The following is an 18,187-nucleotide window of genomic DNA, read 5'->3' as shown; positions in this document are numbered from 1 at the left end:
AGTGCGCCGCTCGCGCTGGAGCGCGAGCGGTGGTAGTGCAGCAAGTCAGCTTTCACGTTCCCCGTTTACCAGACGCTTGAGCGATAGCGGGTTGTTATCTCTCAAAGCCTCGGGCAGAAGTGCGCCTGGCAGATTCTGGTAACAGACCGGACGCAGAAAGCGGAAAATGGCCGCAGTGCCCACGGAGGTGGTGCGGGAATCTGAAGTCGCAGGGAAAGGACCTCCATGCACCATGGCATCGCAGACTTCGACACCCGTTGGCCAGCCGTTGACCAGAAGTCTGCCCGCCCTGCGTTCCAGAACCGGGAGCAGGCTCTGCGCCATTCCGGTATCAGCCTCGTCCATCTGCAGGGTAGCGGTCAGTTGACCCTCCAGGCATTCTGCAACCCGGTGAAGTTCTGCTTCGTCCTGACACTCCACTATCAATGAAGTAGCACCGAAGACCTCCTCTTGCAGGGTCTGTTCTTCGAGGAAGTGGGACGCCGATGTCACGAACAGATTTGTCTGACACTGGTTAGGGTCTGCCCCTTCCCGGCCATGCGCGAGTTCTTGCGCCCCGTTGTCAGAAACCAGTGTTTGCACACCCTCATTGTACGCCTGGTGAATGCCGGGCGTGAGCATCGTTTGGGCAGCACTGTCACTGACCGCCCGGCTTGCTGCCCTGACAAAGCTGTCCAGGCCCTGGCCCTTGATTGCAATGACCAGTCCGGGATTGGTGCAGAACTGACCAGCACCCATGTTCAGCGAAGCAACAAATTCTTCGCCCATCTTTTCACCGCGGGACTCCAGTGCAGCCGGCAGTGCAAATACCGGATTGATTGAACTCATCTCGGCATAGAAGGGGATCGGCTCGGGCCGTGACTGTGCGATTCTGTTCAGGGCCAGGCCTCCGCTGCGGGAACCGGTAAAGCCCGCTGCCTTGATGCAGGGATGGGCGACCAGGGCCTGTCCCACATCGAGACCGGAATCGAAAACAAGCGAAAAAACGCCTTCGGGCAGGCCGCAGCGATCAACAGCAGATTGAATCGCGCGGCCCACCAGTTCGCTGGTTCCCGGATGCGCAGAGTGCGCTTTCACAATAACCGGGCACCCCGCCGCAAGCGCGGATGCCGTATCGCCACCTGCCACTGAAAAAGCCAGCGGGAAGTTGCTTGCACCGAAGACTGCCACCGGGCCCAGTGCAATGTGGCGCTGGCGCAGGTCAGCGCGTGGCATGGGCTGGCGGTCCGGCAAGGCAGGATCAATACGGACATCCAGCCACTCACCGTTGCGTACGGTTCTGGCAAACAGTCGGAGCTGGTTACAGGTACGGCCGCGCTCTCCCTGAATTCGCTGTTGGGGAAGGCCCGACTCGAGGACGGCCCTTGCAATCAGCGTATCGCCAAGTGCTTCGATCTCGTCAGCAACTGTCTCGAGGAACTGTGCCCGTGCTTCCAGCGTGGTTTCACGGTAACTGTCAAAAGCGCCCCATGCCAGTTCGCATGCTTTTGCTACATCTTCCTCGGTGCCCCCGGGATAGGCGGGCTCCAGATGTTCATTGGTAGATGGATTGATAGCGCGTATTGCTTGTCGGGATCCCTGAACAGCCTGTTGGCCGATCAGCATTTTGCCTTGTAATTCCATGCTCTTCTCCTTTTCAGGGACAGAGGTCTTTCTAGGCTTCGTCTAGCGAGGCAGACCAGTTCGAGTACCAGTTACGGAACAGCGCGTACTGAGTTTCCGCATAGTTGCGCTGTGCGTCGCTGAGAACATCGGTTTTGTTGAAATGCAGGGAGTACTCAGTGTCTCCGTTGAGAACCATCAGATGCTTGTAATAGAGAACCAGATCACCGCCCTCGTCAAACGAGGAGAGAACACCAAGCGCCTCTTCAAGCTCTTTGGCCAGACGTCGTGCTTCGACATCGCCTTTGGCGGCCTCCCTGCTGAGAGAAACGAGTTGCAATACCTCCCGGGGGAGCGCGTTGCCAATGCCGGTGATAGCACCAGTGGCACCGCAGTTGACGAAACCGTGATAAACAGTGGTGTCAACACCCACCATCAGGGTTACATCATCATCCTCGTAAGTGATGTTTTCGGCCGCATAGCGGAGGTCGTCAGCTCCGCCGAACTCTTTGAATCCAATAAGGTTGGGATACTGATTGCGCAATTCAAAAAACAGGTCAGCGCGGGTGGCAAAGCCATAGTAGGGACTGTTGTAAATAACCGCCGGCAGCTTGGATGCAGCTTCCAGAATGGCTGAGAAGTGAGCTTTCTGCGCAATCGTAGAACTTCCGCGTGAGAGTACACGAGGAATGACCATAAGACCCTGGGCGCCAACCCGGGCTGCATGGGTAGCATGGGACACAGCTTCTCTGGTGTTGACTGCGCCGGTACCGACTATGGTTGGTACGCCGGCCTCGACCAGGCGTGCAACACCCTCCTGGCGCTGAGCTTCCGTCAGTAGTGGCCAGTCTCCCATGGAGCCGCAGTAGACGACGCCACTCATGCCGATATCCACCAGTTCGCGGCCTTTGGCGACCAGAGCATCGAAATCAGGCTGGCGCTCGCCGGTGCAGGGAGTCATTAACGCAGGAATGCACCCGGTAAAAATATTATCGCTCATAATCGTTTCCTGTTGATCGACTTCGTTGATACCAAGGTTGAGCACCGTGTTCGACAGCAAAAAACGATCGGTGCCAGATGTTTGAACAGACTGCCAATGTATCTCTTCGGAAAAGCGGTTATGACGCTGTGATGCCCCAGGCAAAGGGGTCCCGCTCATCAATCAGTAAAGTGCTGTCCGCGCTCAGGTAGGCACTTCCCTTGATGTAGGGGCGAATGCGGTCGCCTTCCCATTCATAATGCCCCTCGAACTGACTGCCACAGATGCTGGCCTGTACCCAAGTCTCGCGAGGTGCCAGTTTGCCATCGGCGGCCAGGCAGGCGAGCTTGGCGCTGGTGCCGGTGCCGCAAGGAGAGCGGTCGTAAGCTTTTCCCGGACACAGAACGAAGTTTCGACTGTCTGCTGCGGTGTCGTCTGCGAAAAGTTCGATATGATCGATCAGGCCGCCGTTATCGCCGGTGATGAAAGACGCTTCCAGAGCCTGGCGAACTGCCCAGGTAAAGTCAGTCAGCGCTTCGACGTTATCGAGTACCAGCGATTGATTGTGGTCGCTGATCAGGAAGAACCAGTTGCCTCCCCAGGCAATATCACCGTGCACAAGCCCAAAACCCGGAACCTCGACTGGCACTTGCTTGCGGTACCGGTAAGCGAGCACGTTACGTACCGTCACGGTACCGTCATCATGCAGGGTCGCCTCGATGGGCCCCACGGGTGTGTCAATCTTGTGCAGGCCCGGAGAAATAAGTTCCAGATAATACAGGGAAGCGACCAGGCAAATCGTGCCGTGGCCACACATGCCCAGGTAGCCACTGTTGTTGAAGAAAATGACGCCACACGATGCATCCAGGGCTTCGGGCTCGCAGTAGAGTGCCCCTACCAATACATCGTGCCCCCGTGGCTCAAGCATGCAGGCACGTCGCCAGTGATCATGTGAGGAGTGCAGTGCTGCGCGTTTTTCCAGCATGGTTTTTCCGGGCAAGGCGGGAAAACCTTCCAGTACCAGCCTTGTAGGTTCGCCCCCTGCATGGGAATCGATGACACGCACTCGTTTCATGGGGCACCTTCGATTGTTCTGGATCATTGGGTGGAACGGGCGTTTATTTTCCCGGGACTCCCTTCACTCTAGATATTGTATACGATATAAAAGAGGTTTGTGAAGTCCGGCCGTGGGATGGAATTAATGCTGTTAGCGCGCCTCATTGTGCCGGGCCCCTGGATCCGATAGCGTAGCACCCGGAACAGAGGCAGAGCAGTGTCAGTATGAGTCAGTGGTTCATCTATATGGTACGAACGGCCAAAGGGGCCCTCTACACGGGAATCACCACCGATGTGGAGCGACGTTTTGGCGAGCATCAGGCTGGTGCGCCCAAAGGTGCCCGTAGTTTGCGGGGCAAGGGCCCGCTTGAACTGGCTTTTACCGCCGAAACAGGCGACAGAGCTATGGCTTCAAAACTGGAGTGGCAGCTTAAACAGTGGCCGCGCAGGCAGAAGGAAGCGCTGATTCGTGGAGAGGTATCGCTTCCCGATATCATCTGCGGTCGGCAAGCCTCCGACTCAGGTTGACAGCCTGTTGGCTCAGGTTGATAAGTGCTGCCGGATAAATTGCCCTGCAGTTTCCAGTGCCCGGGTTGCCCGGCTCAGTTGCCCGGCATGCACCTGGAACACGTGCCATAGACTGTTATAGATTTCCAGCCGGTTATCAACGCAGCTCTGACTGGCGGCATCCGCCAGACGCCGGGCGTCGTTCAGCAGGATTTCCTGGCTGCCAACCTGAATCAGCAGAGGTGGCAGGCCTGACAGATCGCCGTAAACCGGAGAAATGTAAGGATTGGAGGCAGGCTCGCTACCACAGTACAGCCGGGCGGCCTTGTCAATCCAGGGTCTTTGCAGAACCGGTTCGTATTCCGCAGAGTAGAGTCGGGCATTGGAGAGGTCAGTCCAGGGCGACATGACCATCAGCGATGAGGGCAAGGGCAAACCTTTGTCCCGCAGGCGCATGGCAAGCGCGATGGCCAGCCCGCCGCCAGCGGAGTCGCCGGCAAGGCTGAGTGATGCTGGCGGATGCCCCTCATCGAGCAGGGCGAGATAAACGGTTTCGGCATCGTCCAGCGCTGCCGGGTAAGGGTTTTCGGGAGCGAGCCGGTAGTCAGGAACGATCACCATAGTGCCACTGGCTCTGGCCAGGTGGCCGCTAATGCCCCGGTGGGTTCGCGGAGAGCCGATGATATAACCACCCCCGTGAAAATACAGCACGACACCGCTCGGATTTTCGCTGTGGCATACCTTCGTTATGGCAAGGTCCTCGGCTTCAAAGTCTTCAAAGCGGGTGCCCCGGGGCGGTATCGAGGTCAGATAGGCTTTGCTTACCAGGCTGCGCTGAAGCTTGACCGGAACGGCGGGATGCAGCAGGGGCCGGACCAGCCGGGTCATGGTCTGGCGCAGTCCGGTTTCCAGTGCAGCTTGTATCATGATTCTCTCCGGGATTGGATCGGCGCGAAATAACACAGGCGGCCCGGACTGTAATAGCAATCGCTCCGGTGACACCGCTTTAACGGTCTAAAAGGCGTTATGGTGTGCTAACCTAACGGTCAGGCTCTTGGCGGCCATCATTTTGTCACTTTCGTACTGTCGCGTTCGTACCTATTAATAACAGGCGTTTAACTCTACGTGTACTGGAAAACAGATACCATAGAAATTCCGGACTGGAACAGGGCATCGTTGCTGGAAAGACTGAAGCCATTCGATCCCCGGCGCCGGGAAATGCTCGGCGATGATATGGTTGCCTACTGCCGGTTTTACGGCCTGGATCTCTGGGTAGAGCACCCGGATGTGTCCTATCACCAGGGCTACGTGATGGCAGACCGGCACCAGGTAGTGGTCCACTATTTCCAGTTACCTGAGAAAGCCCGGCCCAGAGGCACCGTGTTTATCCTGCATGGCTACTTTGACCACGTGGGACTGTACAGTCAGCTGATTGATCGTTGCCTGGGGGCGGGATTTGATGTGCTGGCCTATGATCAGCCAGGCCACGGGCTGTCCAGCGGGACGCCGGCGGCTATTGGCAGTTTCCTGGAGTATCAGGCGGTGCTGACAGACGTGATGGCCAGGGTTAGAGACAAGGTGAGGGTGCCGTGGTATGCGGTGGGGCAGAGCACCGGCGGTGGCATTCTGATTGATTATCTGCTGACTAATCACCATACCACCGAAACGTCGGACTTCCGCCGGGTTGTGTTGCTGGCACCCCTGATACGACCGATGGGCTGGCTGGGGGCGAAAATACTCCACAGTCTGTTCAAGCCGTTTGTTTCACGGTGGGCCCGGGTCTTTGGTGCCAATAGTGGCAACTCGCGTTTTCTGACCTTCCTGAAGGAGCATGATCCGCTTCAGGCAAGGGCCGTCCACGTAGACTGGGTGTCGGCGCTGAGGCAGTGGGTGCCCCATATCGAGTCTTCCCGTCCGGTAAATTTCCCGGTTACTGTGGTGCAGGGAGAGAAAGACCTGACCGTCGACTGGCAGCACAATCTGCGGATTATCCGTAATAAATTTGCCACGGTCGAGGAACTCCGTATACCGGATGGGCGTCATCACTTGGTAAACGAAGCACAGGATTTGCAGGCAACGGTATTCAACACCATTGTGGATACCTTTAAAAACGACCAGGACCGGGCTCTGTCAGAGACCAGTCAGGGCAAAGCAGTACGGTAACGTGCCGTAGAAAGTCATACCGTGGAAAGACTCTGGAGAATACCGTGAAGAAAACAATTGTTGCTTTTGCTGTCGCCACTATTGGTTTGGGCGGCTGTATGACATATGACCCTTACACCGGGGAAGAGAAAACGTCGAGTGCGACCAAAGGCAGTATTATTGGTGCCCTTGGTGGCGCCGCCGTTGGAGCCGCCACCTCCAGCAGCAGTGACCGCGGCAAGGGCGCATTGATTGGCGCTGCATCCGGCGCTGCGATTGGCGGTGGTATTGGCTATTACATGGACAAGCAGGAAGCTGAGCTGCGTCGCAAGCTCGAAGGCTCCGGGGTGCGCGTGGTGCGCAATGGTGACAAGATTGAACTGGTCATGCCCGGCAATATCACCTTTGACGTGGACCAGTCTTCCATCAAGCCGTCGTTCAGCGATACGCTGGAATCAGTCGCACTTGTGCTGAAAGAGTATGACAAGACCATTATCCAGATCGAAGGCCACACCGACAGTACTGGCTCACGGGATTACAACCAGTTGCTGAGTGAGCGTCGTGCAAGCTCAGTGCGGGACTTCCTGTTGAACCAGGGTATTGAGCCCAAGCGCACCCGGGCGGTGGGCTATGGTCCGCGCTATCCGATTGCCTCCAACGATACCGCATCTGGCCGCGAACAGAATCGCCGCGTTGAGCTGACACTGGTTCCGATGCAGTAACAAAAAAGCCCGGTATCACGACCAGCGCGATACCGGGCTTTTCATTGCCTTGCAGCCGGCATCCGGTTACTTTCTGTCGCCCGGCAGCCAACCTTCAATCTTTTCCTTGAGGTCCTTCAGGTGCTCTTCCCCTGAATCCCGCACTTCAGACATCTTTTTGCGCGCTTCATTAACGTTGTCTTCCAGTTCCTGAATGCGCTGGGAAAAGTCTTTCTGGATTTCGGCTTCGGCCTGCTCATCTTCGGCTTTTGCCTTTTTCTCTTCAGCGTCGGCCTGCAGCTTCTCGATCTGTTTGCTCCAGTATTCGGTCTGCGTCTCCAGTTTCTTCTGCAGTGATTCCTTCAGTGACATGGGATGCTCCTTGAGTAGATGAGTGATGCAGTTTAAAAGCTTACCCTTCTATCATGGATGCATTTGATGCCATCTCAAGGCCAGAACGCTAAAAAAAGCCGGGGCCTGTAGGTGGGCCCCGGCTTTCATTATTCCCGAAGCGGTCCGAATCAGAACAGTACGCGGCAGCGGATAGTACCTTTCACTTTCAACAGCTTCTCCAGCGCCAGTTCGCCGTATTCCTTGTCAACATCAATCACCACGTAGCCAATGTTTTCAGTCGTTTGCAGGTACTGGCCACAGATGTTGATGCCGTTCTCGGAAAACACCTGGTTGATTTCCGACATCACGCCCGGCACGTTCTCGTGAATGTGCAGCAGGCGATGCTGATTGGGGTGAGAGGGCAGGGCCACTTCCGGGAAGTTCACGGAAGACACGGAGGTGCCGTTATCGCTGTACATGGCCAGCTTTTCCGCCACTTCGCGGCCAATGTTTTCCTGGGCTTCGATGGTGGAACCCCCTACGTGCGGTGTCAGGATCACGTTGTCGAATTCCCGCAGCGGGGAGATAAACTCCTCGTTATTGGACTTGGGTTCTACCGGGAAAACATCAATAGCAGCGCCTAGGAGTTTGCCGCTTCTCAGCGCATCCACGAGAGCGTCAATGTCCACGACGGTGCCTCTTGAGGCGTTCATCAGGATGCTGCCCGGTTTCATCTGGGCAAACTGCTCGGCCTTGAACATGTACTTGGTAGCCGGTGTTTCCGGCACATGGAGACTGACCACGTCACAGGTGTTCAGCAGTTCCTGCAGTGTCCCTACCTGGGTAGCGTTGCCGATGGACAGCTTGGACACCACGTCGTAGTAGTACACATCCATGCCCAGGCCTTCTGCCAGAACACTGAACTGGGTGCCGATATTGCCGTAACCGATGATGCCCAGTTTCTTGCCGCGGATTTCGTAGCTGTCCTTGGCCGACTTCAGCCACTCGCCGCGATGGGCTTTGGCGCTTTTTTCAGGCACACCGCGAAGCAGAAGAATTGCCTGGGCAAGAACCAGTTCCGCGACGCTGCGCGTATTGGAAAAGGGCGCGTTGAAAACAGCGATACCGCGACGGGTTGCTGCCTGGAGGTCTACCTGGTTGGTGCCGATGCAGAAACAGCCTACTGCTACCAGTTTCTGGCCAGCGTCAAATACCCTTTCGGTCAGCTGGGTACGGGAGCGGATACCCACGAAATGAGCATCGGCGACTTTTTCGACCAGCTCGTCTTCGGCCAGTGAGTGCGTCAGGTACTCGATGTTCGTGTAACCCGCGGCATTAAGGGTATCAATGGCGGACTGGTGTACGCCTTCCAGCAGCAGAATGCGGATTTTGCTCTTTTCAAGAGACGTATTTGACATGGGCTTGCTTCCGAACCTTTCGTCACATGAAATGACCTGTGAGCGCCGCTGTTGGCGGGCGGGCTCACAGAACAGGGGCGGTATGATACCATAAACGCAGATTTTCACAGCGCGTCAGGCTACCTGAATCAACTTCGCCTGCCGGCGTCCTGAATAACCCCTAGCGAGATCGGATAATCCATGAATTCTGAACAGATCGTTGCCTCCCTTAAAGCCCTCATGGAAGCAGGTCAGACCCCGGGAAAAGTTCTGACCGACCCGGCGGACCTGGAAAATTACGGCAAGGACTGGACCAGGATCTACCCGCCCCGGCCAGTGGCCATTGTCTTGCCCAAAACCACGGAACAGGTTCAGGCACTGGTGAAATTTGCCAATGACAACCAGGTGGCGCTGGTGCCTTCCGGTGGTCGCACCGGCCTGAGTGCTGGCGCCGTGGCCGCCAACGGCGAGGTGGTTGTGGCGTTTGATAACATGAACCAGATCCTCGACTTCAGCGCCAGCGACCGCACCGTGCGGTGTCAGGCAGGTGTAGTGACCGAACAGCTGCAGAACTTTGCGGAAGACAACGGGCTTTATTATCCGGTGGATTTTGCTTCTGCGGGCTCAAGCCAGCTGGGCGGCAACCTGTCCACCAACGCCGGTGGTATCAAGGTGATTCGCTATGGCATGAGCCGTGACTGGGTCGCCGGCCTCAAGGTGGTCACCGGTAAGGGTGATATCCTTGACCTGAACAAGGACCTGGAGAAGAACAACACCGGCTACGACCTCCGCCACCTGTTTATCGGCGCGGAAGGCACCCTCGGCTTTATCACCGAGGCCACCATGAAGCTGTCCCGCAAGCCGGACAACCTCACCGTACTGGTGCTGGGTCTGAACGATCTCACCAACACCATGGACGTGCTGCAGACTTTCCAGAAGCAGATTGACCTGACCGCCTACGAGTTCTTCTCCCATCAGGCCATGGGCCATGTGCTGGCCCATGGCCAGGTACAGGCACCGTTCGAAACCGAGGCGCCATACTATGCGCTGATGGAGTTCGAGGCAGTGTCCGACCAGGTGATGGACGATGCCATGGCGCTGTTTGAACAGTGCGTCGAGAATGGCTGGGTGCTGGACGGCGTGATCAGCCAGAGCGAAACCCAGGCCCGGAACCTGTGGCAGCTGCGCGAGCGCATTTCCGAATCCATTGCGCCGCGCACCCCGTATAAGAACGATATATCTGTGGTAGTTTCCAGGGTTCCCGGGTTTTTGCAGGAAATCGACAAGGTTGTGACCGAGCATTATCCGGATTTCGAAATCATCTGGTTCGGTCACATCGGCGACGGCAACCTGCATCTGAATATCCTCAAGCCGGAAGACATGGCCAAAGAGGATTTCTTCGAGAAATGCCAGCAGGTGAACAAATGGGTTTTCGAGATTGTCGAACGCTACCAGGGCAGTGTGTCTGCCGAGCACGGCGTTGGCTTGACCAAGAAGGCGTATCTGGAGTACACCCGCAGCGCTGCTGAGATTGCCTACCTGAGGGGCATCAAACAGGTCTTCGATCCCAACCGGGTTATGAACCCGGGCAAGATCTTCGACTGAAGGCGTTCAGGTGATGCGGGTGGCTCCCCGGAGTAACCGTAATGGTAGAACAGCTTTCCCGGGATGATGGCGACTGTTTTGTCCTGACCCCCAACCGCTCCATGAGCTGGAAGGGGAACATCCGCATATGGCTGGCAGCCTTCTTTCTTTCACTGGCCATCTCTGCAGCTATGCTGCTGGCCGGGGCATGGCCAGTACTGCCCTTTGCCGGCCTGGAGCTCATGGCTCTGGGGGCCGGCTTCTATTACACTTCGCGGAAGTGCCAGAAACGGGAAGTGCTGACCTTCGGCCCGGAACTGATACGCCTGGAAAAAGGCCTGACCCGCAAAGAAAAGGAATGGCAACTGCCCCGCCGCTATACCCGGGCATGGCAGGACGTGCCCCGACATCCCTGGACACCCCCCAAAATCCACCTTCAGTTCCGCGGCGAAGAAATTTCCCTGGCGTCTTTCCTCAATATGGATGACACAGAGGAACTGATTGCTATTCTGGAAAAACACGGACTCAGAGTGGAAAAGCGGCGCAGGCCGGAGAAGCTTCCGTTCTGACGTACACTCCTGCAAGAAAAAACGGTGCTTTATGAACAATCACATCGTGGTACTCACCGGGGCCGGCATAAGTGCTGAAAGCGGCCTGTCGACCTTTCGTGACAATGGTGGCCTGTGGGAGCAGCACAGCGTTTATGATGTTGCCACCCCGGAGGCCTTCGCACGAAACCAGGAGCTGGTGCTGCGCTTCTACAACGAGCGCCGCCGGCAGCTGGAGTCGGCGCAACCCAACGACGCCCATCGCCTGCTGGCGGAGCTGGAGCAGCATTGCCGGGTAACCGTCATTACCCAGAATGTGGACAACCTGCACGAGCGTGGCGGTTCCAGCAACGTCATTCATCTGCACGGTGAACTCACCAAGGCCCGTAGCTCAAAACATCCCGATCTTGTCTACGATATCGGGTTCCGGGACATCCAGCCAGGCGACACCTGTGAACGGGGTGCCCAGCTCCGGCCTCATATTGTCTGGTTTGGCGAAGAGGTGCCGATGATTGAGGCCGCCGCCGAGATTGTTCCCACGGCGGATCACGTACTGATCGTGGGAACATCCCTGCAGGTCTATCCTGCGGCGGGCCTGGTGGATCTGGTGAGTTTTGATGTGCCGGTGACCGTGGTTGACCCGGGAGAACCTGCAAGCCTCTCCAGAGCGAGGGTGATTCGCAAGGGCGCCAGCGAGGGAGTGGCTGAGTGGCTCAGAGCGCTGGCGTTATAGCCCCAGGTATTTCTCGAGCTCCTCCCGGAATGCTGCCTGTACGCCCAGACGCTTCATCATCCAGTAATGGCCGGCAATCATGCGGTCGATGAAAATGCTCTCCACCGGTGGTTTGAAATAATCCAGGTACTTGAAAACAGTGGTGGTCTTGGCAGCAACATCCTTGTGCAGCTCGGACTCGGCAAAATCATAGGGGATGTTGCCGGTAAAGGGCTGGATCAGGATATCCCGCCACATGGCGTAGTAGGCCTCGTCTACCGCGGGCTGGCTTTCCACGCGTGCACCGAGGGCAATCAGATGTTGGTCCAGGGCGGCATAATCTTCTTTCAGTGCAGATACCAGGGCGTTGCGATAGGCCTCGACTATTTCAGGTTTCAGTTTCTTCACGCAGCCGAAGTCATAGAGAATGATGGTCCCGTCCGGTCGATAGGCAAAGTTGCCGGCATGGGGGTCGCCATGAATGCACTGGTAGCGGAACAGCTGGTCGGCCATCATGGTGAAGATGCGATGGCCGATCAGGTTGATGGTTTCCTGATCGTATTTTTCCGGTGTAACTTCGCTGATGTGGTCGCCTTCCACCAGCTCCATGGTGAGCACCCGTCGTGACGAGTGGCTGGCAAAGACTTTCGGGATAATGATCCAGTCGTCATTGGCATGGAATGCCTGGAATGCTTCCAGGTTGCGGGCCTCGTTCTCGTAATCCAGTTCTTCCTTCAGGCGGACGCGAATTTCTCCGAATAACTGATCTACGTGCTCCTTTGGCATCCTCAGCAGGCCGCCCAGTTTCAGGGCCATGCGCAGTTGCTTCAGGTCACTGTCGCAGGACTCGTCCACCCCCGGGTACTGCACCTTGACGATCACATCCGTGCCGTCGTGCAGACGGGCCCTGTGGACCTGGCCAATCGATGCCGCGGCGTAGGGTTTTTCCTGCAGGTATTCAAACAGCTCTGACACCGGTTTGCCCAACTCACTTTCCACCTGGCCAACGATAACCTCGAAGGGCATCGGCGGGGCTTCTTTCTGGAGCCGTTCCAGGGCGTCGGAAAATTCCTTGGGCAGAAAATCCTGGGTCTGGGACGCAATCTGCCCGACTTTCATTACGGCGCCCTTGAGTTCTCCCAGAGTATCAACAATCTGGTCCGCCATGCGGGTATAGCTCTCGGACTGGGCGCCCTCGTTGTCTTCCTCGCTGCGGAATATCCTGCGCGCACGTTGCCCGGCATACTTGCCGGCCACGGAAGCCGTCATGCCTGCCAATCTGAAAAATCGTCCGCTACGGGTGGTCACTGGTTTCTTTGCCATGCCTGATATACGTCCTGAAAAGCCGATGGACCTGAGGTTAGTCGCAATCTGGTGCCACCAGCCTAGAGCACGGTGGTCTCCACAAACAAGGCATCTTCCAGTTCCAGGGATAATATCTGTCCCGACGCCAGCGGTCCAACGCCTTTGGGTGTGCCGGTGAGGACGACATCTCCGGGCATCAGGGTGAACTGGCTGCTCATGTGTGCGATAAGCGGCACAATGGGATTCAACATATCACGGGTGTCCCCGGTCTGTTGGCGTTCCCTGTTGATTTCCAGGGTAAAGGTCAGGTGATCGCGTCGGAGGCGTTCGACGGATACGAACGGTGACAGCGGGCAGGCGCCATCAAAGGCTTTGGCTCTCTCCCAGGGCTGGCCTTTTTCCTTGAGACGGGATTGCAGGTCCCGCAGGGTCAGGTCCAGTGCCAGGCCATAGCCGAGAATGGCGCCTTCGGCCTCGCTGGCAGAGGCGTTGGTCAGCGGCCGGCCAATCAGTACCGCCAGCTCGGTTTCGAAATGGACCTCACCCCGATCGCGGGGAAAATCCAGGGGGCGGGTGATGTGAACTGCCGAAGTCGCCGGTTTGATAAACAGCAAAGGTTCATCCGGCACCGGGTTGTTCAGTTCCCGGGCATGCTCCGCATAGTTGCGGCCGATGCAGACGATCTTGCCCAGTGGCAGGTGAACCGGGGTCCCGTCTTTCCAGTGGTGCTGATAATCAGGCATGGCCATTCCCTAATCGTCCTCAAATGAGCACACAGTATAGACCTTCAGCCCCTCCTCCTGCAGCTTGCGTGATCCGCCCAGGTCGGGAAGGTCAATCATTGCCGCCACTTCCACAATTTCGGCACCAATACGACGGATCAGACGCGATGCCGCCAGCATGGTGCCGCCGGTGGCGATCAGGTCGTCCACCAGCACCACATTGTCCCCGGGCCTGAATGCGTCCTTGTGCAATTCCACCGAGGCGGTGCCGTATTCCAGTTCGTAATCTTCAACCAGCGTGTCGAACGGCAGCTTGCCTTTCTTGCGGATCAGCACCAGTGAGGCATTCAGCTCATAGGCAAGGGCAGAACCGATGATGAAGCCACGTGCGTCTACTGCTGCAACGGCATCGATCCTGTGGCCGTGGTAACGGTGAACAAAGGCATCAATCAGCTTGCGGAAGGCAGTTCGGTCCTGCAGTACGGTAGTGATATCGCGAAAGGCAACACCGGGTTTGGGCCAGTCAGGCACCGTGCGGATGGCTTTCTTGATACTTTCTGCAAAGTAATCCATAGCATGTCCGGGCTCTGAAAACGCAGCTTATGCCACGTCCAGGAATGTGAATTTCAGGATGAAGATGACAGCAATGAGCACCACGCTGGCGTTGAGGTCAGACCAGCGGCCACTCAGTGCCTTGAGGATGGCGTAGGTAATGAAGCCCAGGGCAATGCCGTTGGCGATGGAAAAGGTCAGCGGCATCATCAGGGCGGTTACCACGGCCGGCGCGGCTTCGGTGACATCGTCCCAGTCGATCAGTTTCAGTCCGCTTGCCATCAGTACAGCAACATAGAGCAGGGCCGGGGCGGTGGCGTAAGCCGGAATAATGCTTGCGATGGGTGAAAGCAGAAGACATGCCATGAACAGTGCCGCCACCACCACTGCGGTGAGGCCGGTGCGGCCACCGGCGGAAATGCCGGCAGTGGATTCGATGTAGCTGGTTGTTGTGGACGAGCCCAGGACGGCACCCGACATGGTTGCCACCGAATCGGACATCAGCGCACGGCCCAGTCGGGGCAGTTTACCGTTCTCGTCCAGCAGTCCGCCGCGCTGGGCGGCGCCAATCAGCGTACCAGAGGTGTCGAACAGGTCGACAAAGAGGAAGGCAAAAATGACACTGATCATGCCGATGTTGAGTGCCCCGGCCAGATCCAGTTGCATGAAGGTCGGTGCCAGGCTGGGCGGAGCGGAAACAAAGCCGTCGTACTCCACCATGCCGAGCGCCATTGCCGTACCGGTTACCGCAATGATGCCGATCATTACAGCGCCGGTGATCTGCCGGAACGACAGTGCACAGATCAGCACGAAGCCACCGAAAAACAGCAGGCTTTCAGCCATTTTTACATCGCCAAGACCTACCAGTGTGGCGGGGTTGTCGATGACAATGCCGGCATTTTTCAGTGCAATCAGCGCCAGAAAGAAACCGATACCGGCCGAAATGCCAAAGCGCAGCGACAGGGGGATGCTGTTGATGATCCATTCCCGGACCTTGAAGAGGCTCAGCAGGAAGAAGATGAAACCGGAAATGAAGACCGCCCCGAGAGCCACCTGCCAACTGTAGCCCATGCTGCCGACCACAGTGAACGAGAAAAAGGCGTTCAGGCCCATACCCGGTGCCAGGGCGATCGGGTAGTTGGCCCAGAGTCCCATGATCAGGGTGCCAATGGTGGCAGCCAGGCAGGTGGCAACGAACACGGCGCCGAAATCCATGCCGGTGGCGGAGAGGATGCTGGGGTTGACCACGATGATATAAGCCATGGTCAGGAATGTGGTAATGCCCGCAATCACCTCTTTACGAACAGTGGTGCCATGGGCCTGTAGCTTGAATAGTTGTTCGAGCATGACGGCTGTCTGCCTCACAGGATGCTGAATGGGATTGGGTGAGTCTTCCCGGGAGCTGGGTTAAAAAAACGGCAATGTTACCGCCTGCGGCGGCCAACGCCAAGGGGCGATTGATTACTGGTCCGGCGATCAGCCATATGGCCTGCTCCTCGTGTTCAGTCCAGTAAAGCGGTGGTTGTCCATCATCAGATCGCGCAGGGTTCCGCCGTCGAGGGCTGTCACCAAACCGATAGTGAAAATGCCCCCCGGATCCATATTCTCGGCCCTGGCCACGGTCATGCCGGAAAGCCGGTCTGCTTCATCACATTGATCCATCTTCAATGTTTCAAACGTATTTCAGGCCTGTCCCGACCGTTACCCGTAGTACGGAGTGAATAATATGTCCCTGATGCGTCTGGCCTATGCCAGCGAAGCCACCTTCGCAGCGAAACCCGCGGAAAAGGGCGTGGAGCCCAACGTTGCCCGGATATTGATGGTCTCCCGCAGAAACAACGCAAAGAGCGAAATCGTTGGCGGCCTTTACTACGGCGACGACCATTTTTTCCAGTACCTGGAGGGTGAAGAAGAGGCCGTGCGTGAGCTGTATGACCGCATTGCCAGGGACGACCGGCACCACAATATTAGCATTCTGCTGGAAGAGCCCATCAAAAACAGAACTTTCACCAACTGGTCAATGAAATACGTGCCTTTGTCATCAGACGTTAACCGCTTCCTGGACACCGAGGGAATGGAGGCTTTTGTCCCATCAGAGTTCAACCGGGACCAGTGTGAGGAAATGATCAGACTGATTCGCGATTCCAGTGATAGTGGTCGGGTGGTCAGCCATGATGGCGTGCGAAACCGGCGTAACAGGGAATCTGTTATTCCCGGAGGTATCCTCGCAGGTCTCATCGCCGCCGGCGTCTTCCTGGTTGGCGCTATGGTTTATGTCGGCACCATGCTCTAGTGTCCCGTCTGGCTAATTCGTTAATCTACTGCGAGACGCTGAGGCCTCTGGCCAAGGCGCTAGTCCGCAGGTGTGGTGGTTCCACATCAAGGGCTGGCAACACCGGCCAGAGGCCTCAGCATCTCGCCCTTCGGGAGCCACTGAGGGGCTTGATAGCCGCGTTGCGCTGTCTCGATTTGGAACCACCAAACCTTCGCCATCGCGCCTAACTCTCAAGGCCCTCAGTGGCTCAGTAGGTTAACGAATTAGCCAGACGGGACACTAGTTCGCAGGCGAAGATAGAATAAGTCAGGCTTATTTGATTGGATAAGATTTCTTTATTTGCTTCATGACTCGACTCTGTTTAGGTTGATTATCATCAATTGCAGTCATCCTGTACCGACAGTCAATTAACGGAGTCAGAATATGAGAGCGATTCTCTGCAAGGAATACGGCCCTGCGGACAAGCTGGTAATAGAAGACGTCCCCAGCCCCGTGGTTAAAGGCCATGGCGTCAAGGTACGGGTCAGGGCCGCCGGCCTGAACTTCCCGGACACCCTGATCATTGAAGGCAAGTATCAGCTCAAACCTGCCATGCCCTTCGCTCCGGGTGGTGAGATGGCCGGCGAGGTGATTGAAACAGGCGAAAAAGTCACCCGTTTCAAACCGGGCGATCGCGTAGCCGGCCTAACCGGCTACGGTGCTTTCGCCGAGGAAGTGGTAGTTCCCGAGCAGAATATCCTGCCCATCCCCGAATCCATGTCCGACGAGAAGGCTGCTGCTTTCTCCATGGTTTACGGTACTTCCTATTACGCTCTGAAGCAGCGCGCCAATATCCAGCCGGGAGAAACCCTGCTGGTGCTGGGTGCCAGCGGTGGTGTCGGCCTGGCAACGGTGGAACTGGGCAAGGCCATGGGCGCCCATGTAATCGCGGCGGCCAGCACGGCCGGGAAACTGGCAGTGGCCAGAGAAGCCGGTGCCGATGAGCTGATCAACTACGCCGAAGAGCCCTTGAAAGACGCTGTCAAACGGCTGACCAAGAGCAAGGGCGTGGATGTGATCTACGATCCGGTCGGCGGCGAGTTCACCGAACAGGCCCTGCGCGCCATGGCCTGGAACGGCCGCCACCTGATCATCGGCTTCGCTTCCGGCGACATCCCCAGAATCCCGGCCAACCTGACCCTGTTGAAAGGCTGTTCCGTCGTCGGTGTCTTCTGGGGCAGCTTCACCCAACGCGAACCGCAAACCAGTGCCCAGAACATGATGGAGCTGCTGAAGCTGTTTGCCGATGGCAAGATTGACCCGAGAATCAGCGAGGTTTACGAGTTTGAGGATTACGAGAAGGCCCTTGGGGCACTGACCGGGCGGACGGCTACCGGCAAGATTGTGCTTAAGGTTGGTTCTTGAGGTCTGGCTTTTGAGGTGACCTCTAGGTTTTGGCCCCAGCCTGTTTGGCTTGGTGTATGGCCGGGGCTGAGGGCCCCTCATCCCCGGCCGGCAAACCTCGGGAATATATCAGCGCATAACGAAACCGTAGGTCGGATTAGCGAAGCGTAATCCGACTCTTTTAGTGGCGTTACCTCTGTTTGTCGGATTACGCTTCGCTAATCCGTATATGGTCTCCTCCCCGTTTGCAAGGTCTCAGTGCTCGATGTCAGGGACAGGTTTGCGCCCGTATATCCGGCCTGTTTAGCGAGGCGGCTTTGTCGCCTCTGGCCTTGATGGAAGATCCGCGCCTGCCGTCCTTATCGACCTAACGGCCTGTTGGGCCTTCG

General features: G+C 57.0%; 19 protein-coding genes. 8 read left to right on the top strand and 11 right to left on the bottom strand.

From position 1 onward, the window contains the following. Positions 1 to 45 precede the first annotated feature (45 nt). The 3 genes from DIT72_RS00095 to DIT72_RS00085 form a co-directional block, all read right to left on the bottom strand. On the bottom strand, positions 46 to 1,623 hold the full coding sequence (locus tag DIT72_RS00095; protein ID WP_135953189.1) for an aldehyde dehydrogenase (NADP(+)): 1,578 nt from the start codon (positions 1,621 to 1,623) through the stop codon (positions 46 to 48). A gap of 31 nt (positions 1,624 to 1,654) precedes the next feature. Beyond that, positions 1,655 to 2,602, bottom strand: coding sequence for a dihydrodipicolinate synthase family protein (locus tag DIT72_RS00090; protein WP_135953188.1), 948 nt, complete (start codon positions 2,600 to 2,602; stop codon positions 1,655 to 1,657). A 118-nt stretch (positions 2,603 to 2,720) separates the two neighbouring features. Continuing rightward, on the bottom strand, positions 2,721 to 3,656 hold the full coding sequence (locus tag DIT72_RS00085) for a 4-hydroxyproline epimerase (RefSeq protein ID WP_135953187.1): 936 nt from the start codon (positions 3,654 to 3,656) through the stop codon (positions 2,721 to 2,723). Between the two features lie 206 nt (positions 3,657 to 3,862). Between DIT72_RS00085 and DIT72_RS00080 the strand changes: the two genes are divergently transcribed. Next, complete coding sequence (locus tag DIT72_RS00080; protein WP_135953186.1) at positions 3,863 to 4,165, top strand: GIY-YIG nuclease family protein; 303 nt, start codon at positions 3,863 to 3,865, stop codon at positions 4,163 to 4,165. Positions 4,166 to 4,177: 12 nt separating this feature from the next. Here DIT72_RS00080 and DIT72_RS00075 read toward each other — a convergent pair whose 3' ends face one another. After that, entirely contained in the window at positions 4,178 to 5,071 is an 894-nt protein-coding gene (locus DIT72_RS00075) for an alpha/beta hydrolase (RefSeq protein ID WP_135953185.1), read from the bottom strand. A 198-nt stretch (positions 5,072 to 5,269) separates the two neighbouring features. On the opposite strand from DIT72_RS00075, the gene DIT72_RS00070 reads away from it, so the two are divergent. Both DIT72_RS00070 and DIT72_RS00065 read left to right on the top strand, forming a co-directional pair. Next, entirely contained in the window at positions 5,270 to 6,307 is a 1,038-nt protein-coding gene (locus DIT72_RS00070) for an alpha/beta hydrolase (RefSeq protein ID WP_135953184.1), read from the top strand. 44 nt (positions 6,308 to 6,351) lie between these two features. Then, a complete protein-coding gene (locus DIT72_RS00065; protein ID WP_135953183.1) occupies positions 6,352 to 7,008 on the top strand; it encodes an OmpA family protein in 657 nt (218 codons plus the stop codon). 66 nt (positions 7,009 to 7,074) lie between these two features. Here DIT72_RS00065 and DIT72_RS00060 read toward each other — a convergent pair whose 3' ends face one another. Together DIT72_RS00060 and serA are read right to left on the bottom strand one after the other, a co-directional pair. Further along, positions 7,075 to 7,359 carry a hypothetical protein gene (locus tag DIT72_RS00060; RefSeq protein ID WP_135953182.1) on the bottom strand — a complete coding sequence of 95 codons (285 nt, stop codon included), beginning with the start codon at positions 7,357 to 7,359 and terminating at the stop codon, positions 7,075 to 7,077. Between the two features lie 149 nt (positions 7,360 to 7,508). Beyond that, positions 7,509 to 8,738, bottom strand: a complete 1,230-nt coding sequence (serA, locus tag DIT72_RS00055; RefSeq protein ID WP_135953181.1) for a phosphoglycerate dehydrogenase — start codon at positions 8,736 to 8,738, stop codon at positions 7,509 to 7,511. A gap of 180 nt (positions 8,739 to 8,918) precedes the next feature. Between serA and DIT72_RS00050 the strand changes: the two genes are divergently transcribed. Genes DIT72_RS00050 through DIT72_RS00040 form a run of 3 tightly spaced genes read left to right on the top strand, consistent with a single transcriptional unit; the run spans position 8,919 to position 11,582 of the window. Then, entirely contained in the window at positions 8,919 to 10,322 is a 1,404-nt protein-coding gene (locus DIT72_RS00050; RefSeq protein WP_135953180.1) for an FAD-binding oxidoreductase, read from the top strand. Between the two features lie 41 nt (positions 10,323 to 10,363). Beyond that, positions 10,364 to 10,870, top strand: coding sequence for a DUF2244 domain-containing protein (locus DIT72_RS00045; RefSeq protein ID WP_135953179.1), 507 nt, complete (start codon positions 10,364 to 10,366; stop codon positions 10,868 to 10,870). A 31-nt stretch (positions 10,871 to 10,901) separates the two neighbouring features. Further along, positions 10,902 to 11,582 carry an SIR2 family NAD-dependent protein deacylase gene (locus tag DIT72_RS00040; RefSeq protein WP_135953178.1) on the top strand — a complete coding sequence of 227 codons (681 nt, stop codon included), beginning with the start codon at positions 10,902 to 10,904 and terminating at the stop codon, positions 11,580 to 11,582. On the opposite strand, the gene DIT72_RS00035 is transcribed toward DIT72_RS00040, so the two are convergent. The 5 genes from DIT72_RS00035 to DIT72_RS18375 form a co-directional block, all read right to left on the bottom strand. Next, positions 11,577 to 12,884: an ABC1 kinase family protein gene (locus tag DIT72_RS00035; protein WP_135953177.1), complete on the bottom strand. Its 1,308-nt coding sequence runs from the start codon at positions 12,882 to 12,884 to the stop codon at positions 11,577 to 11,579. The genes DIT72_RS00040 and DIT72_RS00035 overlap by 6 nt on opposite strands. A 62-nt stretch (positions 12,885 to 12,946) precedes the next feature. Continuing rightward, positions 12,947 to 13,609 (bottom strand): fumarylacetoacetate hydrolase family protein, encoded by a 663-nt coding sequence (locus tag DIT72_RS00030; RefSeq protein WP_135953176.1) that lies wholly within the window; start codon positions 13,607 to 13,609, stop codon positions 12,947 to 12,949. A gap of 9 nt (positions 13,610 to 13,618) precedes the next feature. After that, positions 13,619 to 14,161 (bottom strand): adenine phosphoribosyltransferase, encoded by a 543-nt coding sequence (locus tag DIT72_RS00025; RefSeq protein ID WP_135953175.1) that lies wholly within the window; start codon positions 14,159 to 14,161, stop codon positions 13,619 to 13,621. A gap of 27 nt (positions 14,162 to 14,188) precedes the next feature. Continuing rightward, complete coding sequence (locus tag DIT72_RS00020; protein WP_135953174.1) at positions 14,189 to 15,487, bottom strand: NCS2 family permease; 1,299 nt, start codon at positions 15,485 to 15,487, stop codon at positions 14,189 to 14,191. Between the two features lie 129 nt (positions 15,488 to 15,616). Next, complete coding sequence (locus tag DIT72_RS18375; RefSeq protein WP_228260680.1) at positions 15,617 to 15,802, bottom strand: TRIC cation channel family protein; 186 nt, start codon at positions 15,800 to 15,802, stop codon at positions 15,617 to 15,619. 64 nt (positions 15,803 to 15,866) lie between these two features. On the opposite strand from DIT72_RS18375, the gene DIT72_RS00010 reads away from it, so the two are divergent. Together DIT72_RS00010 and DIT72_RS00005 are read left to right on the top strand one after the other, a co-directional pair. Then, the gene (locus DIT72_RS00010) at positions 15,867 to 16,433 is read left to right on the top strand and encodes a BLUF domain-containing protein (protein ID WP_135953173.1); all 567 of its coding nucleotides are present in this window, start codon (positions 15,867 to 15,869) and stop codon (positions 16,431 to 16,433) included. A 405-nt stretch (positions 16,434 to 16,838) separates the two neighbouring features. Next, on the top strand, positions 16,839 to 17,819 hold the full coding sequence (locus tag DIT72_RS00005) for an NADPH:quinone oxidoreductase family protein (protein ID WP_135953172.1): 981 nt from the start codon (positions 16,839 to 16,841) through the stop codon (positions 17,817 to 17,819). The last annotated feature ends 368 nt before the right edge of the window (positions 17,820 to 18,187 follow it).

Source organism: Marinobacter orientalis, from assembly GCF_004792665.1.
GTDB lineage: Bacteria > Pseudomonadota > Gammaproteobacteria > Pseudomonadales > Oleiphilaceae > Marinobacter > Marinobacter orientalis.
This window is presented reverse-complemented; position numbering and strand designations above follow the sequence as displayed.